This window comes from Streptomyces sp. NPDC096013 (assembly GCF_044763565.1).
Taxonomy (GTDB): Bacteria; Actinomycetota; Actinomycetes; order Streptomycetales; family Streptomycetaceae; genus Streptomyces.
On record NZ_JBIWGK010000028.1, the window covers coordinates 1 to 17,731 of the forward strand.

The window sequence follows — 17,731 nt, forward strand, 5'->3', positions numbered from 1 at the left end:
GGAGGACCAGGCGGCCATTCCTCCGGAGCCATCAACGGCAACGCCCGATCAGCCACACCCGGTCCTCCCGGACCGCCAACATTCTTAGGGACGCCAGATGAGTGCGGACGGGACCGGCATCCCCGCCCTGGACACCGTGCTCGTGTGGGGCGGGGCCATCACCCTCCTCGCCGGGGTGGGCACCATCACCTGGCGCGCCGTCCGCAGCGCACTCCACCTCGGCCGCCGCATGGACCAGTTCATGGACGACTGGTACGGCGAGCAGGAACGGCCGGGGGTGCCGGGACGCCCCGGTGTCATGGAACGCGTGAGCGGGATCGAGGAGCGTCTCTCCCGTGTCGAGCATGAGCTGCACCCCAACAGTGGCGAGTCCTTGCGGGACGCCGTCGACCTGGCGAACGTGCGCCTCGTGCGGCTGTGCCAAGACGAGGAGGACCCTGCCCCGCCGGACGCGTCACTGGCGTAGCCGGACTCGCACGCCCGCCCTTCCCGGCTGTGGGGGCGTACTCGGGGCGGAGGTCGAGGCGCTCAAGGCCCGCCGGTGGCCGCTCGGTGTCCTCGGCGCGCTGACCGGTGTCGCGGGCGCTGCAACTGGGGCTATCGCCCTCTTCGCGCGCTGAAGCAGCCGGTGTCAGGGACCGGGGAGACGGGGAAGGGCCGCTTCGACCTCCCCAGGCGTGGACGGCCCTTCCCCAACCAGCACCGCTCCACCTACCCCGGCGATCCCGGCTCACGCCCGGCCCGCCATGCCTGCACAGCCGCCGCCAGGTGATCCTGCAACTGAGCAGACATCGACTCCCCGGCCACGGCCTCACTGATGGCCTCGGCGACCACTCGCAATTTGACGTTGGAATGCTGGGATACGGCGACCAGGATCTCCCACGCGTCCTCCGGCTGACAGCCGAAGCTCGCCATCAGTACACCGCGGGCCATATCGATGACCGGCCGAGTCTCCATCGCGCGCTTGAGCTGCTCACGCTCTTGCAGCAGTTCCGCAATCTCTTCCGGCGCGGGGACGTCCGCATCCTCCTCTGCCCGGCCGCTCCCGGCAGGGAAGGCCGCTGGCCCGACAGGACCATGCGCCATCTGCTCCTGGGGATGTCCCATACCAGTCGCCTGCTCCACGCTCGCACCAACACAGTGCTGCCCATTTTATTGTCTCGCGGCAACGATCTCAGTTCACGGTGCAGAACTCGGGCGCTCACGCAGCCGGCTCAACCTCGGCTCGGGTGCGCTCGCCCCAGAGGTCGAGCAGTCGGCGATACTCCTCGGAGCGGCTGGGGCTCGAGGGCTGCTGCATGAGGTGCCGGATCCAGTCGTTGAGGTCGTCGAGGGCAGGCGTCACCTGGCCGTGAGGCCGGGGCGTGAAGGGCATGCCCGTACCGTACGGCGCGCCACTGACAATCCCCTCACCAGCTCTGTTCTAATCTGTTCGAGGCGACTGCCCTCGCCTGATCAGAACGGATGTGCGTCATGGCCACACCCGCAGTGATCCCGCTGAAGGACTACCCGATGAGCGTGTGGGACTCCTCTGAAGAGGGTTCGTGCTGCAAGTGCTACGCCAAGTGCAAGCGCTACGGAAGCGGCGCCAATCCGCTGTGTCGTGACTGCTTCCCGGAGGTCGCAGCGAAGTGGGCGACGGCGTGCGACAGAAGGGCTACAACGCCTAGCTCGCGGCATGACTACTGACTACGCGCAGGTCAGTCGGTCCGTGCAGCTCCCTGCGGCCACACCACATCGACGGGGAGACCAGCGGCGCGTGCCTCCAGGACGGTGTCCGCGGTGCCTCCCTTACCTGACGGCGGCTCGCCGTTCCACACAGCGACCAGGCGCTCGGCGCGCTGGAGGATGGCGCGGTTGGCGTCCTCGTAGGCGGCCCGGTTCGCCGTCTCGTTGTCGAGGACGAGGACCTTGTCTGCGGCGTCGATGAGCCGGTCGAAGGTGGCGGCATGGTCGGGCTTGACCTTGTTCTGCCGGTAGTCCTTCGAGGGGATCACCGCGACCAGGCTGCCCCCGAGGTCCAGGACGACTTCGGCGAAGATGGAGTCACTGCCCTTCGCGATGCACGAGACACCCACCAGACTTCCCTCGGCCGCGTAGGGCTTGAGAGTCTCACGCAGCGCGTCGCGCACAAGCGGCACGCTGTCCTTGGTCAGGTCCATGTGCCCGGTGACGGCGAGAGTGGTCAAGAAGGCGCTCCTTCGGATAGTAGGTTGCGGATCATTGTGCGTGCTTCGGCGACAGGCTTGGCGGTAAGGCCGACGGTATGCGGGTACAGCTTGGCGAGTTGCTCACGGACCCGCCGGGAGCGGCTCTTGGATGCAGCCTGGACGGCCTGTCTGGTGCGGGTTACAGCGCTAGTCAGGTCGCCGGTGAGAAAGTGGCATTCGGCGAGGCCGATGATGTCGAGGGTGTAGCTGCGTCCGGCTTCCGGCCCGCGGACGGCCAGGGCCTGTTGGATGGAGTCGGCGGCCTGGCCCGCGTACTGGCGTGGCTCGTGCCGGGCCAGATCCAGGAGGCGGCCGCCGGTGACGCCGTTCAGTTCGGCTTCGCCGAAGTAGCTGATCCAGTACGGCTCGTCGCGCCCTGCGTCGGCAAGGTGGTCGGCGGCTTCTTCGGTGGTGCGACGGAAGGCGCTGATGCGGCCCATCGCTGCGTATGCCCATGCCTCCCGGGTGGCGAGCATGGCACACACACGGGGCGTGGCCTGGCGTCGGATGCCGTGCTGGGCGAGGTGGACGAGTTCGAGAGCATCGCCGGGCCGGTCGAGGTAGAGCATCTGTCGGGCCATTGCGGCGAGGGCGTTTGCGCCGAAGAAGGTGTCGTTTCCTGCGTGGGCGGCGCGGAGTGCGAGCCGGTAGTAGTCCTGGGCTCTGCGCTGACTGCCAGCCTCCCACGCCATGCTTGCGGCGGCCGCGGCCAGTTCAGCCTTCCGCACCCGCGTTGAAGGAGCCATCACAGAACACTTCACTGAGGCGCACCCCGGCCGGTGACGCGCCGTCCGGTGTACGAGCGTACGCCATGGGTGTCCTTCGAAAATGCTGCGGCCCCGGGGAATCAGTCATAACGTCCCCGGGGACCGTTTATGGAGTGCCGCCTCTTAGGATGGATTCTCTATCCCTGGGCGCCATCCGACTGACAAGCCCCAGTGGATTCCGGCGCTCGCTGTGACCGTGATTTTCACGTGTTTTTTGCTACTGCCCAGGCCGATCTCGTTGTAAGTCGTCGAAGGTTCGGTCGCGCACGGGATGGTATAGGTGGTCAGTTTTCCGATGACTATCGTCGTTTTTCCCTCGCCGGTGCATTCGGTCGCTACAGAAACCGTCCCGGCCTTGATGCTCTCGATGACGGTCACTTCTTCCGACCCTGTCTTGTCTGCCAGGCGGATGATGGCCTTGGCCGAGCCAGAGATGTCGGGTGGAGTTTTCGTCAGATCGATGGGAGAAGAGGGCTGGGAAGGAGTTGCGGAGGAGGTGTTTGGGGTTTTGAGCGGTGACTCCTGGCTGTTTTGCGCTGTACAGCCTGCGATGAATAGAAGGCTCGTTGCCAGGGCGATCGTCACAGCCATACGAGTGTTGGTCAGCTTTCCCATGTGTACCAGCCGACGGTGTAGGGCGTGTAGGAGACGATAGTCGACGGCGTGGAGGTCTTGCAGTTGCTGTACACGTAGTAGCTGGTACCGGTGATTTTGCGTCGCCAAACGCCGTACTTGGCACTGACGGTCTTGTGCGGCGGGATGGTGGCGGTTACTGAATTACCCAGCTTCGCGGTCAGGGACGCCGACAGGTTGATGCCGTAGGTGACTTCTTGGCGCGAGACGACCTCGCTGAGCGAGACCTTTAGTGATCCGGTGAAGCTGATGCCGACAGTCCCCGATGCTTCGGCAGTGAAGGTGGTGCTCTCTTTGTTGCTGGTGCCGTTGTAGTTGGACTGGTAAGGGCCGATAGCGCGAATGTATCTTCCTCCGAGGTGAGTGGGCCGGTAGACGCTGTCCACTTCGCAGCGCAGTCCGTCGGCAGCGTTGCCGCTCGCTGTGTCTGTGGGAGTCGCCGGCTCGGAGGTGACAGCCGCAGGGTCCGTCGGCGCGTCGGTTAGATCCGTCTCCGAGGGATCGACCGGCGGAAGTGTCGTCAGAGTGCCATCATCGTCGTTGCCGTCAATGGAGAACCACCCTTGCAGGTCGACGATGAGCTGGATGGTGCCATCGCTCGCGTTGTAGATGCTCACCGCTCCCTGATCGCCGGGCTGGGCGATCACCAGGTCGGCCGTGGAAGTGTTCGCCTGGAAGTTGTCCACCGACGTGGTCGTCGGCATCGGTTGCCCGGTTGGCCACACGCGCAGATAGCCGGAATTCTGCTGTCCGGTCGCGGTCAGGTTGAGTACAGCTGCGCCGAAGGACGTGGGGATGCCGTCGTTACCGGCCACCATTACGCTGACGCTGCTGTTGGCCGGAATGGCCGTGGACGTACGGGTGTCGAGGAGACGGTCCTGGGCGGCGGTAAAGCCTCCGCTGCCGGAAGCGGCTTGAGCAAAGTAGCCGTAGACGTCAAGTACCACGTCGATGGACTGGGTGGCTGATCCGTTTTTGAGGGTGATCTGGCCGCCTGTGCTGACAGGGATCACCGCGCCCTGCGAGGTGGTGACGCTCTTGAACTCAACGACCGGCTGCCCGGCCGATCCGCCCGTGGCGTAGGCGTACAGGGTCCCGGCACTCCCAGGGGAGGGGACGGTGATGTTGGCGTAGACCGACCCCTCGTTGGTGATACCGCCCTTACCGTCGATCTGGACGTTCAGCGTCCCGCCGGGGGCGATCTTCGCCTGCGAGGCGCCTGTGCCGTCACGGGTGTCGACGAGTCGTGACTGAGTGACCGCAACGTAGCCGCCCGGAGAGGAGGTGCTGCCGACGGAGGTGAAATATCCGTTCACGGTCACGATGAGGTCGACGGTGCCACTGGAGTTGTAGGCGTCGATCTTTCCGTCCGAACCGACTGCCACGATGGCCGAGTTGCTTGAGTCCGCGCTGCTTGAGAAGTTGATGACGGACGCCGGGTAAGGCCTGGTTGTGCCGTCGGGCCACAGCTCCAGGTAGCTGCTGGACGAGGTGGCGTTGGCCGCAGTGATGTCCAACGACACGGCCGACACACCGGAACTGGGGACCCCGCCCTGCCCCAGTACTTGGAAAGTGTTGGTGGAAGCCGCACCAAGCGCGGTGCTGACACCGAGGGCCGAGCGGGTGTCGACGATTTTGCCAGAGGGGGAAATGGCAGAGAAGTTCCCGCTTGCGGTGTCCGCACCAGCTTGGGCGATGCTGCCCAAGCCGAGGCAGGCAAGGACCGCAAAGAACGCGACGGCCAAGGATAGGCGTCTTCGTCCGGTATAGCCGGTGTGCAACATTTATAGACCCCCCAGTTTTTTATGGACTTCGATCCCCTATGGGGATCATGTCCGGGTTGGAGGATCGTAAGGATCATTTACTTAAACGATCAATGACTCTTGGGTAAAGGGCGAATAAAGTCCATGGTCACGTGCACGAGGCCGTGGCGCGTGCCCGCGCCGAGCAGGCCGCGGAGGACGCCGGAGGATAGGCCGCCAGGCCTGTGCCGGGGGGAGCGCGGCACGGCCCGCATGGTGTTCTGCGACTCGGTCCAGTAGTCCTTGAGCATGTCGCCGGGCCACTCGGGCTCGTGCACGTCCCCGCGCGGGCCCATCTCCTGGAAGTACGGGCCCAGGTCGTACACGGGCGTGCCGTCCACGGCGTCCAGATCGGTGACATAGAGGGCGCTCTGCCCTCCGGGGCGCAGTGCCGTTAGTCTCCCGGCCATGACTTCCTATGTGCAGGTCTCGACCGCTACGCCCGCCCGTGAGGAGGCCGTCACGCTGGCGCAGGGAGCAGTGAAAGCTCGACTGGCGGCGGGCTCGCAGGTGATCGGCCCAGTGACGTCCGTGTTCTGGCACCTCGGGGAGTTCGGTGAGGGCGAGGAGTGGCGACTCCTGCTCACGACCACGACGGAGCGGTACCCGGAGCTGGAGAGGTACCTCCTGGATGCGCACTCGTGGGACAACCCGGAGGTGATCGCTGTGCCGATCGTTCACGGCGCGTCCCGGTGCCTGGAGTGGATCACGCATAGCGTGGCCCCGAAGGACTAGGCGCTCGCCCGGTCCAGGGCGTCCCGGACGGCGGGTAGTTGCCGGTGCTGACCGAGCTGAATGAGCACCGGGGCCAGGCTCTTACGGGGACGTACCGAGGCAACGCCGACCGTGAGGTCCAGGGCATCACTGGTCACCCGGGCCGGCCTCTTCCGCCTCACCGACGGTGAGGCGGGCATCCGCGAGCCAGGAAAGGTAAAGAGCCTTATCCCGGGCGTGGATGTCGTCGTATTGGGCTAGGGCCGCAGTGAGCACAGGGGCCGCTCGGAGCGGGCGGTGGAGTTCCGTCCAGCAGCGGCCCGCCATGATGTCGAGTTCCGTGTCATCCACCCACGCCGCCCAATCCGGGGCCGCTTCATCCTGCCGCTGCTCATCCAGTGCGGCTCGGGCGGCGGCTAGGGCGCGTTCGGTTTCCGCCGGCCGGTTGGCGGTGGCGCAGGCCCATGCCAGCCGCTAGCAAAGGAGGGCGGGGAGATGCAGGAACGTTCACCAGTGCGCCGGTTCATCAATGCGGGTGAAGATCGCAGCACAGAGTCGGCACGGCCTGCTGCTTGTGCTTCGCGGCCTCGGCGGTGCTGCGGCCGGCTGAGCGCTCAGGCGGCTTCCGGCATCGCTGCTCCCGCCCGGCTTCCGAGTCTCTCGAATTCCACGAAATATTCATTCGGGTAGGCTTGGTGAAGAAATGATGGCGAGAGTGTTTGAATTCACTCTTCCTCCATAGTGGGGAATGTGTGCATTCGGGCTGAGGTGGCCCGTTCTCACAGAGGGGGGTGGTGCAGAAATGAGGAAACGAAACGGCTCATTAACTGACGTGTATTCATAGGGAATCCTCGCGTCGGTGCACTCCTTGACGTCGCAGCCCATATGCAGTCGTCAGGAGGGGTCATGTCCTTCTTCGCCAGGGCGTCCTGGCCAGGAGATCACCGGGACGAGTTCGTCGCGGGCGCGCTCGCCGCGGCGGTCATCGTCGTCGTCGGCTACGCCTCGGGCATCGGCGCTCTGGCTCCTCAGACGCTGGACAGTGCGGCCCCGCCAGCCGCTCAGGCCCCGAGGGTGCCGTCCGCACGGAGCAGCTCCGGCCCCGCCGAGTCTGTCGTTTCCCCCGGCAACGCAGAGGTCGGGACGTCGGACAGCTCAGGTCTGCTGCCGGTGGCTGATATGCCCGCCGGAAACGGCGGACCCCACACCAGCCTGCCTGGTGGAAGCGGTGGAAGCGGCGGCGGAGCCGGCCCCGGCGGTGGGTCGTCCCCGTCCCCGTCCCCGTCTCCTTCCCCCTCCTCTCCAGGCACACCAGCGCCGTCTCCCAGCCCCACCAGGGCCTGCGAGGACGGTCAAGTACATCTGGTGCAGCCGTTGTTGAGCGGGGTGGTCGGTTCGGTGACTGGGCTGCTGGACGGACTTCTGGCGGGTAATTCTCCGTCGCCTTCTCCTTCCTCTTCGTCACCCGGCGACTTGGCCGCCGTATGTGTCGGTGTGGCCCCCTCTCCATCCCTTCTTGTCGGGGTGAATCCATGAGAACTCGCGCTTTGTGCACGGGACTTCTCGTCCTGCTGGCGCTGCTGTTCGGCGCCCCGACGGCGTCCGCTCACACCGAGCTGGACTCGTCCTCGCCCAAGGACGGCGCCCATCTGAAACAGGTCCCGCGCAGTGTGACCCTCGTCTTCAGCGAACCCGTGGACCTCGCTGACGTACACGTCACTTCGGGCGGGAAGCCGTTGGCCGTGGCGCGCGCGGACCGTGGGGGGCGCGGTGCCGTGACCGTCCGCCCTGCGGCGGCAGGCCAGAGGCTGCTGGTGCTGGATTGGCATGTGCTTGACATGGAGGACGGTCATCCGACGTCCGGCGCGCTGTCCTTCGGTATCGGCGCCGGTGATGCCGGAGCGTCCGCTGCACATGCCGATGCCGGCGCCGGCGCCGGCGCCGGGATGGCCGTACCCTCCGAGGCCGTGCGCGGCGTGTGGGCCGTCTCCCGCTGGGTGGGCTATCTCGCGCTCGCGCTTTTCGTGGGCGGGCTGGGTTTCCTCGCGATGCTGTGGCCGCAGGGCAGCGAGGACCGAAGGAGCCGTCGGATCCTGGCCGGCTCCTGGGCGTGCGGGCTTCTTGCGACCGTGGTGGGTGCCGGCTTGCAGGGCGCGTATGGGGCTATGGGTTCGTTCAGCGACGTGGTTCATCTGTCCACGTACACGGACCTGTTGGACAGCGAGGTGGGCGTGGTGCTGGCCTCCCGGGCGCTGCTGTGGGTGTTGGCAGCCGTTGTGCTGGCCGCGCTCCTGCAGGGCGGCGAGCGGGCCGCGCGGTCACCGGGCTGGCGGGTCGGCGCGGGCGTGTTGTGCCTGGGACTGCTACGGACCACCGGTATGGCGGGCCACAACGCCGAGGGCACTCATCCGGGCTGGGGCGCGGTCGCCGATCTGGTGCATCTGCTCAGCGTCTCCCTGTGGCTGGGCGGACTCACCTTCCTGCTGCTCGGCGTGCTGCCCCGGCGCCGTCCGGCGGAACTGTCGGCAGCGGTCACCGGCTACTCCACCCTGGCGGGAGTATCCGTCGCGGCGATCGCGGCGGCCGGAACGGTCCTGGCCTGGCAGGTGGTCGGCTCCTTCGGCGCCCTCTTCTCCACCGGCTACGGGCAGTTGCTGCTGGTCAAACTCGCCCTGCTGGCCGGAGTGTTGCTCATCGCGCAGCGCAGTCGGAGCTGGGTGCATACCCGGCTCGACATCGCCGTACTGCTGCGCGGTGACCGCGCCACCGTACGGCCCTTCATCTACTCGGTCGCGGCCGAGACGGGGCTCGTCCTCGTCGTCCTCGCCGCGACGAGTGTGCTGGTCACGGCCGCCCCCGGACGCTGACCCGCAACCCGTCCCACCCCACTCATCTCATCTCATCTCACAACGGAGGCGTACCACTATGCGCACTGACGACACCCCCGCGGCCCCGCCGCAGCACCACCAGCGTTCCCGGGTGGGCAACCGTGCACTGCTGGCCACCGGCGTGGGCGCCGGTATCGCCGCGGTCGCCTGCCTCAGCCTGCTGCAGGCGTCCGCCGGGGCCTCGGCTCCACAGACGGCCGCGCCTGCGGCCGACGCCCACTCCATGGCCATGGCGCAGCCCGCCGCGGCCAAGGCGGCCGACTACACGATCAAGATCACGGGCTACAAGTTCGCGACGCCGAAGCTGACCGTGAAGGTCGGCCAGACCGTGAAGTGGATCAACGAGGACACCGCTCCGCACACGGTCACCACCACCAGCGGTCCCGCGAAATTCGACTCGGGGAACCTGCAGAAGGGCGACAGCTGGTCGTACACCTTCACCAAGGCCGGGACGTACCAGTACTACTGCGCCGTGCACCCGGACATGACAGCCTCGATCACCGTGGCGGCCGACAGCTCCGGGGGCAGCACGGGCGGCTCCACCGGCGGCAGCACAGGAGGCTCCACGGGCGGCAGCACAGGAGGCTCGACGGGCGGTTCGACCGGCGGCACGGGCTCGGGCGGCTCCACCGGCGGCACCGGCGGCTCCACGGGCGGCTCCAGCGGCGGCACGGGCTCGGGCGGCTCCACCGGCGGTGACGGCGGCGGTACCGAGCAGTGCCACAGCGTCCAGCAGGTCCTGCTGCCGATCCTGCAGCACATCAAATCCGCCCACCTGGAGGAGTCCCCGGGCCAGCAGGTCCAGGATGCGCTGAACCTCGACAGCTACATCAAGATGCACACCGTGTGGATCGAGTCGATCCTCACCCCGGCCGTCAACGGCGGCGGCGCGACCCTCGACGACACCCTCAGCGTCCTGCTCCAGCACATCAACTCCGCCCACCTGGAGGAGTCGCTCGGCCAGCAGGTCTCCGACCTCCTCAACCCCGACGCCTACATCAAGATGCACACCGTCTGGGCCGAGCACCTGCTCGCCCCGACCACGAACTACCTCACCACGTCCTGCTGAGCGGGATCCCGCAAGACGGTGGCCGGGCCGGCCGAGTCGCAGTCGGCCGGCCCGGCCACCGCCGTCATTGTCCCCGCCCCTCGTACACCGAGGTACCCGCCATGACCACCGAAACACGTCCCACCGCCACCCTCCCGCCCGTGCCCGAGGGGCCTGCCTGGCTCCCGCTCGCCGGCACCTACACGGCCACCGTCGACCGCTGCATCGTCGAACTCACCTCCCGGTTCGGCCCGTTGGTCACCCTGCGCCGCCGCCTCACCGCGGACGACGCCACTTTGACCGTCGCGCCGACCGCCGACGAATGCGCACTGGGCCTGAAACTCACCGGCGACGCACTGGGCGGTGACGAACTCACCTTCGCCAGCACCACCCTCGAACCCGAAGCCGGAGGCTCGCGCCTGCGCGTCGCAGGCGAACTCGCCACCGGCGACCCGACCGTCCCCTCCGTCCCGGCCACCCTGACCCTGCGGGTCGTCGAACGCACCGACGACCTGCTCCTCGTCCTCGGCACCCTCCAGGTGCCCTACGGCCCGCTGCGCCGCATCACGGGCTTCACCCTGTCCCGTATCCGCCCCGCAGACCGCCTCCGTCTGCTCGTCGCCGCGGAGTTCACATGCCCCGCCTGACCTTCCTGCGCGCCCTTCTGAGCGGTCTGCTTCTGACCGCGGCCGCCCTCGTCCTGCCAGCCGCCACGGCACAAGCGGCCACCACGCACCAAGTCGTCATGTCCGGCTACGCATTCAGCCCTCGCTCCCTGACCATCACCGCAGGGGACACCGTCACCTGGGTCAACGCGGACCAGGCCCCGCACAACGTCAAGACGACCTCCGGCCCCGCCTCCGTCCAGTCCTCGATGCTCAGCAAGGGCGCCACTTTCAGCCACACGTTCACCACACCGGGGACATACGGCTACGAGTGCACGGTGCACCCCGGCATGACCGCCGTACTCGTCGTCCAGGCTGCGGCCACCCCCACCGCCCACCCGACCCGGCACCAGCACAAGTCCGCCGCATCGGCCCCCGTGGTCGCACAACCCGCCACCCCCTCTCCCCGCACCACCGCGGCGGCCAGCCACGCCGACCACACCCACGAGGCCGCCGCCCCCGCGACGACGCACAGCACACCCCCCTCCTCCGCGGCCCCGGCGCAGGAACCCGCCACCGCCACGCAGGACACCGCCTCCAGCACCCGCCCCCTCGATCCGCTCCTCCTGCTCGCCGGCGTGGTCGCGGGCATCGCGGTGCTGTGCCTACTGCTCGTCGGCTCCCGCTCCGCGAACTCTTCCGTCATTTCCACAGCGGGTGACGGCAACGCGGACAAGACCTGATCAGCGTGTGCGGCTGCACCCGGGCCCGCGCGGCAGGATCCTTCTCATGAGGATTCTGGTCATGGGCGGAACGTGGTTCTTGGGCAGGCACATTGCGGAGAATGCCCTGACGCGGGGGTGGCAGGTCAGCACTTCAACCGGGGGCGATCGGGTCGCGACGTGCACGCCGTGGAGACGATCCACGGAGACCATACGAGCCGCGCCGACCTTGAGCGCCTCGCCGAACATGGGTCAGTGGAACATGGGATTGCGCCGGAGAAAGAGGCGAAGATCGTCGCTTCTCTTTAGGTCAGCTCTCGATCGCGAGAAGCCTGATGTGGGGCCAGTCCGCTGTGTCATGACTGCTTCCCGGAGTTCGCAGCGAAGTGGGTGCCCGGCGTGAGGCAGAAGGGCTACAACGCCTGAGCGTCGGCGCACTACATGATGCCGGCCACGGATACGGCGTAGGCACCCACGACCCGCTCAACTCCGTCCCGCCACGGCGGTTCTGTGCACGAATCCGTGGTGCGTGCCAGCGCCGACCAGATCGCGGAGGACGCCGGAGGATAGGCCGCCGGGTCGTGCCGGGGAGCCCGGCACGACCCGCGTGGTGTTCTACGCCTCGGTCCAGTAGTCCTTGAGCATGTCGCCGGGCCACTCGGGCTCGTGCACGTCCCCGCGCGGACCCATCTCCTGGAAGTACGGGCCCAGGTCGTACACAGGTGTGCCGTCCACGGCGTCCAGGTCGGCGACATAGAGATCCAGGCCGTCGACCTTGAGTAGCCGCGGGAAGCTGGTCGCAAGCTGGTTCGGGCGCCGGTGGTTGCGGTGAGCGAAGGTGCCTGAGGGCTCCCACCGCGGATCGTTGCGTGGGCTGCGCGCGTGCAGGGCGACATCGTCCGGGGATGCCTCGCTGAAGTGCCAGGTGACGACCAGATGAGAAAACTCTTCCAGGCCTTTGACGACGTCCAGCGGGAACGCCGAGTTGAGCCGGATGATGGACTCGACGCCTCCCCAATTGTCATCGGCAACTTCCGTACGGCCCGCGACCACCGTGCCGATGGGTTCGATTTGTAGCGCCATGGCGTTCCCCTCATCCCTGGTGACGTGATCAATCTACGGTGCGCAGGTAGTCGGCCGCGCGGGGTTCGAGCTCGGTGGCGACCGGGAGGCCGCAGCGTCGGTAGGGGAGAGGAGTTGCCGCATCTCCACCACGCGCTGCCGGGCATGGCCGACGTCAACGGCCCGCCCTGGGGAGAGAAGAGGGCGGGCCGCAGTGCTGCGGGATCAGGCTTCGGGCTTGAGTTCCTTGAGCAGCACGGCATACAGCGGAGAGTCCGGGAAGGGCTGCCGCTCACCAACCTTCCGGTACCCCCAGCTCTCGTACAGTGCCTGCAAACGTGGCCGCTTGATGTCGACGGTGAGCACGGCAAGGGCTTCGGGCCGGTCGGCCACCAGTGCGGCGTGCAGCTGCTCCCCAAGACCCTGCTTGCGCCACTTCGGCCTGAGCATGAGTTCAGAGACGGAGAACGTGGAGGTATCGGCCGGCTCCTCGTCCAGATACTCACGCCACCATTCGCGGCCTGGCTCGCCCGGCGCCCCGTAGGTGAACCCGATGGGTTCGCCGTCCTCATAGGCCACTACGCACGCGAATCCTTCCCGGCCGCCCCAGTGGTCCACGAACCAGGGGAACCGCTGCACGAACTCCTCATGGCGCCTGTCGGCGTAGGCATCGGCGTGAATGTCGAGCAGCGTTTGCCGTATGTCGGGAAGGTCGGCATGGCCGTAGTGGCTTAGCTGAACTGCCGTGGTCAACGGGCACTCCATTCAGATCGGTAACGGTCGGCCCACTCTTGCGCCACCTTGGCAGACGGCGCATGGGTGAGAAGGTCACGGTAGAAATCGCCAAGCAGGACCCGGAGGCGGCCGGGCTGTGGGCTGCCGGACATCAGGTCGAAGACGCCCTCGGTGGAGGCGCATGCCTGTTCAGCGTCGCCCTGGTGGAGTTGGGCGACGGCGAGGTGGACCGTGGCCATCGCCCGGTTGCGCCGGTACCCCTTGGGCAGCGCGGCAAGAGCCCGGTACGAGGCGGCCTCGGCATCGGCCGGTTGTCCCAGGTACTCACGGACGATCGCAGCCAGCGAGTGGAGCTCTGCGGGCCCGTAGAACGCCACCCAGCCCGGCCGCTGCTGCTCTTGAACCTTGCCGAGGGCCTCCTCGGCGTATCCGAGAGAGCGAAGAGCCGCTTGCCGGTCCCCTTGGTGGGCGTGCCCGATGGCGGCTCGGGCATGGGCAAGGGATCCGAACAGCGGATCATGGCGAGTGATCGTGGTGGATTGCGCGGCCTGAGCGGCGGCGACGCCCTCGCCGGTGTCACCGCGCTGGTGGGCGAGGATGGCGGTGGAATTCCAGACCCGCATCTGCGCCACGGGGTCCTGTGCCATGCCGGCGAGCCGCAGCGCCTCGTTCAGGTGGGTCTGTGCGCGGTCGAGCTGGCGGGCGTCGATACAGGACCAGGCGGCCATGGCGGTGTAATCGGCGGCGACACTGAACAGGCGCTGCCTGATGCGCTGCGTTGCGGCCCTTGACTGAAGAGCGACGGCTTCTGTTGCGCCCCCGAGAGCCTTGCGTTCGAGATCGGCGTGTCCGCCACGGTTCTGGTCCAGAGCGGTCAGGCCGTCCATGCCCTTGCGAAGCCGGATCACGTCTGAGGCGCCGACGCTGGAGGGCCGAGTAGAAACTAGGGGTATGGCGACGGCGGCGACGCTACCTCCGGCGCCGGTAAGGAAGCGTCGGCGGATCACGTCGGGGTCCTCCTGCGGCGGTGCTGGCGACCCTGGCGGGTAGAACCCGAGGGCCTCAATGGGGCACCCAAATACTGCCTCCAAGGCGTTGCGCTTGGCACGGTGAGGCCAGGTAGTTTTTCCGGTCAGCCACGTCCGCACGGTGCGGTCCCCTACGCCGTCCCGCTCACCCGCGGCCAGTAGCTCAGCATTGACGGCCCTGGCTAACTCGGCCTGCTGGAAACCCCGTTCGGCCATCGCGATCTTGAGGCGGAAATTTCCGGTCACCTACTCACCGTAGCCCGGTGCTCATGACTGGTGAACGCAGCCGACCGGAAATTTCCGGTCGGCTACAAGTATCAACCCCGCCGTTTTTCCTGCCCCTCACGGGCTCCTGCCCGTTGAACTGGACGCGCATCGCGCCGGATTGCATCCCCGGCCGGCGTTGCGGGCTGGTCCCCCTACCCCAACGGGAGACGGGCCCGCCTAGGCAGACAACCACCGAGGGGCAGCGATGACGACGACGCACTCAGCGGCCCAGCAGCGCACCTGTCGACGCGCCTTTGCTGATGCCGCCGGAGGGATACGCACCCCCCACCCGCCCCCAGCGAGGGAGACGGGCCGCCGTGATGGGGGCTCAGGCTGCTTTGAGGGTGGCTACCTGTCGGGCACGTTCTTCGAGTTCACGCGCCACGGCGACGCTCCGGTACGCCGGGAGCGCCTTGAGGATGGTCTTCAGGTGTTCGTCTCCCCGGGCGCTACTGAGGGTCTTGTGCTCGTCGAGGAAGGCTCCCCATGTCTCACAGGCGGCCTCGACGTGCCGCATACGGAATTGCCGCTCACCGATCACCCCAAGGCAGTGCAGGCGCCCTTGCCGCTCCAGCGGGGACCGCACGGCGTTCGAGTGGCGCAGGGCCCGGATGGACCCCTCGGGGTCCTTCAGGTGCCAACGTACGTGCGCCTCATGGAAGAAGTAGGCGGCCTGGTCGTAACCGCCCACGGCGTCACGCCGGTTGTCGGCTCGGGAGAGCGCGTCTTCGGTCTCCTGAAGCCGGGTGAGGGCGGTGCTGCGGTCGCCGGTCATCGCCGCCGCGGCGGCCTGTTGCCCGCGCAGGAACGCCACCAGGCGCGGGCCCGCGGCCGGGGCCGCCTCGGCAGCGGAGTCCGCCAGGGCGAGCGCCTTCTTCCCGTGCCCCAGGTGCGAGGCCTGAAGGCTCATCCCGCGCAGGGTGCGGCAGAAGGTGAGGTGGTCCCCGGCTTCGCCGGCGAGATCGAGCGCCTTGCGGTAGTACTGCTGGCCAAGACCCTGCTGGTTCTCGTACATGGCCATCCAGCCCGTGAGGTAGACCAGATCGGCGGCGGCGGCCTTCATGTCCCGCTGCACGCGGTCCGTGCCGGAAGCATGCAGGTAGGTGCCCACGGAGTTGACGAGGAAGGCGGCGGCCATCGGCCGGGCGTGGCCGGCTCCCACCTGGTCCAGGATGTCAGCGATCTTGTCTGTCATCATGCGGACGGTTTCCACGTCCGAGGCCCCTATGTGGACCGTCGCCCCTGCCTGTGCCGCCTCCGTGTGCCCGGTGCGGTCGGCGATGTCCTCGAACTTCGGGACGGCCAGCGCCGCCGCGTACATGCCGGTCTTCAGCACCCCTCGCCTGGAGGGGTCCATGTCTGCGCGGCTCAGGTCGATCACTCCCGCTACGGTGTCGTGCTCGTCGGCGGGAGGAGTCTCCCAGCCGATCTCGGAGCACGTTACGGGCCTGGCCAGCAGCCGCGAGAGGGCTTCAGCGATAGCGGGCCGCGCCTCCGGTTTCGGCACGCTGCCACTCAGCCAGTGAGACACCGACGTCTTGTCGTAGTGCAGGGTCACGCCGAGTTCCCGCCCGACGGCGTTCACTCGCCGGGCGAGCTGCGCGTTCTGTACCCCTCCCGACTTCATCAGGGCCGCAAGAGCCGGGTTCGGTGTGCGTGTCCGTCGCGCCATGGAGAACCCCCGAGCTGCGTTCAACCAGTTCAACCGTCCGTCCACTCTGCTCCCTTACCCATGTTCGCGTCTCGCGGTTGGGTGATTACCGGCCGTTCGCGTCCTGGCACGGGCGGCTCGTGGACAGCCCGCCGGTCCTGGATCCCCCGAGGGGGCCGGCGAGCCCCCAGATCGACGCAAAGGCCCCACCCATGACCAGATCCAGCACCACGCACGAGAAGAGCCGCACCAACACCCCTACCCGCGCAGCGCCCATCGAGGGTCTTGCGTGCCTTGTCAGGTCGGCCCTGTGTTCCCCGAAGAGGACGTGATGACGACGACAGCCGTACGCGCGCTTCGCACGGCCCCCCGCCGCGGCGGCGACGTGCTGAACGAGCGTTTCCGCGTCACCCCCCGCCATGGCGACGGCCCGCCCCGGGCAGAGGACGCATGCCGCGTAGGAACCATGCGCCGGATCGCGGCAGCCCGGCTCAGATACTGCGGCCTTGAGGCGCTGCACGACGACGTGATGCTGATCCTCTCGGAGCTGCTGACGAACGCACTCCTGCACAGCGGCACCGCACAGATCAGCCTGGACATCACCGTGGAGAACCAGTCCCTGCGCATCGCCGTCGGCGACGGCATGCCGGGCTGCGCCGAGGTCAAGTCGGCGGATGACGACGCCGAGTCAGGGCGGGGCCTCGCGCTCGTCAAGAACCTGGTGCAGGAGAACGGCGGGGACTGGGGAACCAGCGACGCCGGGGCTACCACCTGGTGCCGCCTCAACGTGCCACCGAGGGAGGGACCGTGACGGCCCCGGACACCTTCCCGCGCTGGGATCACTCAGTGCGGCCGGCGGACGCGCCTCTCGATGAGGACCGTGCGCTGGCTGCTGTCCAACCCGAGAAGAGAGACAGACCCCCCGTGCGAACCCCGATCGAGCCGGGCTTAGTGCCTTACGTCACCCTCAGAGAAGGGGAAGAAGGCGCCCCGGACACGCTGGGCATCGTCCGTGAGTGGCCCAACAACCATCCGCGATTGCGTTACCTGGATGAGGGACCCGACGACCGAGACGTGCGGGGTGTGCTGTGGGCGCGGTGTTCGCAGGCCCGAAGAGATCAGCACCACATGCCGACCGGGAAACCGCGGTGGAAGCTCATGCACCCGGCGCGGCAGCGGGAAACGATGCAGGCGATGCTCTGCCAGGTGTGCGTGAGGCCCGCACGAACACCGCTGGGCTTCGTCTTCCTGGCCGGACCCGACGCGCCTGAGCGGTCATCGGTCCTTACGGCCCAGCCGCCGGTGTGCAGAAAGCACATCGCCTCCGCGGCCCGTCTGTGCCCGCACCTTGATGGCCGGCCCGTGGTCTACCTGGCGCAGAGCGCACCCCTGTACGGGGTGCACGGCATCGTCTACGGCTACGGCCGCGACGGCATCCACGTGGCTGCCAGACCGGACGGTCCGCTGCCGTACGGGCACGCCAACACGCGGACCTTCCTGGCCTCCCAACTGGTCCGCCGGTTGACCTCGTTTCGCACCGTCGACCTTGAAGAGCTGACGCGGGAGCTGTCTCCGTCGGTCGCGTAGTGGCCGGGATGC

At 67.7% G+C, this 17,731-nt stretch carries 18 protein-coding genes and 1 pseudogene; 8 read left to right on the forward strand and 11 right to left on the reverse strand.

The window, feature by feature from the left end:
- The first annotated feature begins 97 nt into the window (after window positions 1–97).
- Window positions 98–466, forward strand: coding sequence for a hypothetical protein (locus ACIRB1_RS45030; RefSeq protein WP_403469772.1), 369 nt, complete (start codon window positions 98–100; stop codon window positions 464–466).
- A 245-nt stretch (window positions 467–711) separates the two neighbouring features.
- Here ACIRB1_RS45030 and ACIRB1_RS45035 read toward each other — a convergent pair whose 3' ends face one another.
- The 7 genes and pseudogenes from ACIRB1_RS45035 to ACIRB1_RS45065 form a co-directional block, all read right to left on the reverse strand.
- Window positions 712–1,107, reverse strand: coding sequence for an ANTAR domain-containing protein (locus ACIRB1_RS45035; RefSeq protein WP_403469773.1), 396 nt, complete (start codon window positions 1,105–1,107; stop codon window positions 712–714).
- A gap of 94 nt (window positions 1,108–1,201) precedes the next feature.
- The gene (locus ACIRB1_RS45040) at window positions 1,202–1,375 is read right to left on the reverse strand and encodes a hypothetical protein (protein ID WP_403469774.1); all 174 of its coding nucleotides are present in this window, start codon (window positions 1,373–1,375) and stop codon (window positions 1,202–1,204) included.
- 325 nt (window positions 1,376–1,700) lie between these two features.
- On the reverse strand, window positions 1,701–2,189 hold the full coding sequence (locus tag ACIRB1_RS45045) for a hypothetical protein (protein WP_403469775.1): 489 nt from the start codon (window positions 2,187–2,189) through the stop codon (window positions 1,701–1,703).
- On the reverse strand, window positions 2,186–2,956 hold the full coding sequence (locus tag ACIRB1_RS45050) for a hypothetical protein (RefSeq protein WP_403469776.1): 771 nt from the start codon (window positions 2,954–2,956) through the stop codon (window positions 2,186–2,188). The genes ACIRB1_RS45045 and ACIRB1_RS45050 overlap by 4 nt, the downstream gene beginning before the upstream one ends.
- A 144-nt stretch (window positions 2,957–3,100) precedes the next feature.
- Entirely contained in the window at window positions 3,101–3,592 is a 492-nt protein-coding gene (locus ACIRB1_RS45055) for a hypothetical protein (protein WP_403469777.1), read from the reverse strand.
- Window positions 3,580–5,355 carry a hypothetical protein gene (locus tag ACIRB1_RS45060; protein WP_403469778.1) on the reverse strand — a complete coding sequence of 592 codons (1,776 nt, stop codon included), beginning with the start codon at window positions 5,353–5,355 and terminating at the stop codon, window positions 3,580–3,582. The genes ACIRB1_RS45055 and ACIRB1_RS45060 overlap by 13 nt, the downstream gene beginning before the upstream one ends.
- A gap of 281 nt (window positions 5,356–5,636) precedes the next feature.
- Window positions 5,637–5,777, reverse strand: a pseudogene (locus tag ACIRB1_RS45065) (S-adenosylmethionine-dependent methyltransferase); the annotation flags it as partial.
- Between the two features lie 43 nt (window positions 5,778–5,820).
- Here ACIRB1_RS45065 and cutA point away from each other — a divergent pair.
- From cutA to ACIRB1_RS45090, 5 genes are all read left to right on the forward strand, one after another.
- Window positions 5,821–6,147 (forward strand): divalent-cation tolerance protein CutA, encoded by a 327-nt coding sequence (gene cutA, locus ACIRB1_RS45070; protein ID WP_403469779.1) that lies wholly within the window; start codon window positions 5,821–5,823, stop codon window positions 6,145–6,147.
- Between the two features lie 1,511 nt (window positions 6,148–7,658).
- Window positions 7,659–8,993: a copper resistance CopC/CopD family protein gene (locus ACIRB1_RS45075; protein WP_403469780.1), complete on the forward strand. Its 1,335-nt coding sequence runs from the start codon at window positions 7,659–7,661 to the stop codon at window positions 8,991–8,993.
- Window positions 8,994–9,051: 58 nt separating this feature from the next.
- Window positions 9,052–10,083, forward strand: coding sequence for a plastocyanin/azurin family copper-binding protein (locus tag ACIRB1_RS45080; protein WP_403469781.1), 1,032 nt, complete (start codon window positions 9,052–9,054; stop codon window positions 10,081–10,083).
- Between the two features lie 101 nt (window positions 10,084–10,184).
- Complete coding sequence (locus ACIRB1_RS45085; protein WP_403469782.1) at window positions 10,185–10,709, forward strand: hypothetical protein; 525 nt, start codon at window positions 10,185–10,187, stop codon at window positions 10,707–10,709.
- Complete coding sequence (locus ACIRB1_RS45090; RefSeq protein ID WP_403469783.1) at window positions 10,697–11,410, forward strand: plastocyanin/azurin family copper-binding protein; 714 nt, start codon at window positions 10,697–10,699, stop codon at window positions 11,408–11,410. The genes ACIRB1_RS45085 and ACIRB1_RS45090 overlap by 13 nt, the downstream gene beginning before the upstream one ends.
- Window positions 11,411–12,004: 594 nt before the next feature.
- Here ACIRB1_RS45090 and ACIRB1_RS45095 read toward each other — a convergent pair.
- The 4 genes from ACIRB1_RS45095 to ACIRB1_RS45110 form a co-directional block, all read right to left on the reverse strand.
- Complete coding sequence (locus tag ACIRB1_RS45095; RefSeq protein WP_403469784.1) at window positions 12,005–12,472, reverse strand: SAM-dependent methyltransferase; 468 nt, start codon at window positions 12,470–12,472, stop codon at window positions 12,005–12,007.
- A 204-nt stretch (window positions 12,473–12,676) separates the two neighbouring features.
- Complete coding sequence (locus ACIRB1_RS45100; RefSeq protein ID WP_403469785.1) at window positions 12,677–13,216, reverse strand: GNAT family N-acetyltransferase; 540 nt, start codon at window positions 13,214–13,216, stop codon at window positions 12,677–12,679.
- The gene (locus tag ACIRB1_RS45105) at window positions 13,201–14,460 is read right to left on the reverse strand and encodes a hypothetical protein (RefSeq protein WP_403469786.1); all 1,260 of its coding nucleotides are present in this window, start codon (window positions 14,458–14,460) and stop codon (window positions 13,201–13,203) included. The genes ACIRB1_RS45100 and ACIRB1_RS45105 overlap by 16 nt, the downstream gene beginning before the upstream one ends.
- A 349-nt stretch (window positions 14,461–14,809) precedes the next feature.
- Complete coding sequence (locus tag ACIRB1_RS45110; RefSeq protein ID WP_403469787.1) at window positions 14,810–16,153, reverse strand: hypothetical protein; 1,344 nt, start codon at window positions 16,151–16,153, stop codon at window positions 14,810–14,812.
- Window positions 16,154–16,463: 310 nt separating this feature from the next.
- On the opposite strand from ACIRB1_RS45110, the gene ACIRB1_RS45115 reads away from it, so the two are divergent.
- A complete protein-coding gene (locus tag ACIRB1_RS45115; protein WP_403469788.1) occupies window positions 16,464–16,943 on the forward strand; it encodes an ATP-binding protein in 480 nt (159 codons plus the stop codon).
- Between the two features lie 401 nt (window positions 16,944–17,344).
- The gene (locus ACIRB1_RS45120) at window positions 17,345–17,719 is read left to right on the forward strand and encodes a hypothetical protein (protein WP_403469789.1); all 375 of its coding nucleotides are present in this window, start codon (window positions 17,345–17,347) and stop codon (window positions 17,717–17,719) included.
- The last annotated feature ends 12 nt before the right edge of the window (window positions 17,720–17,731 follow it).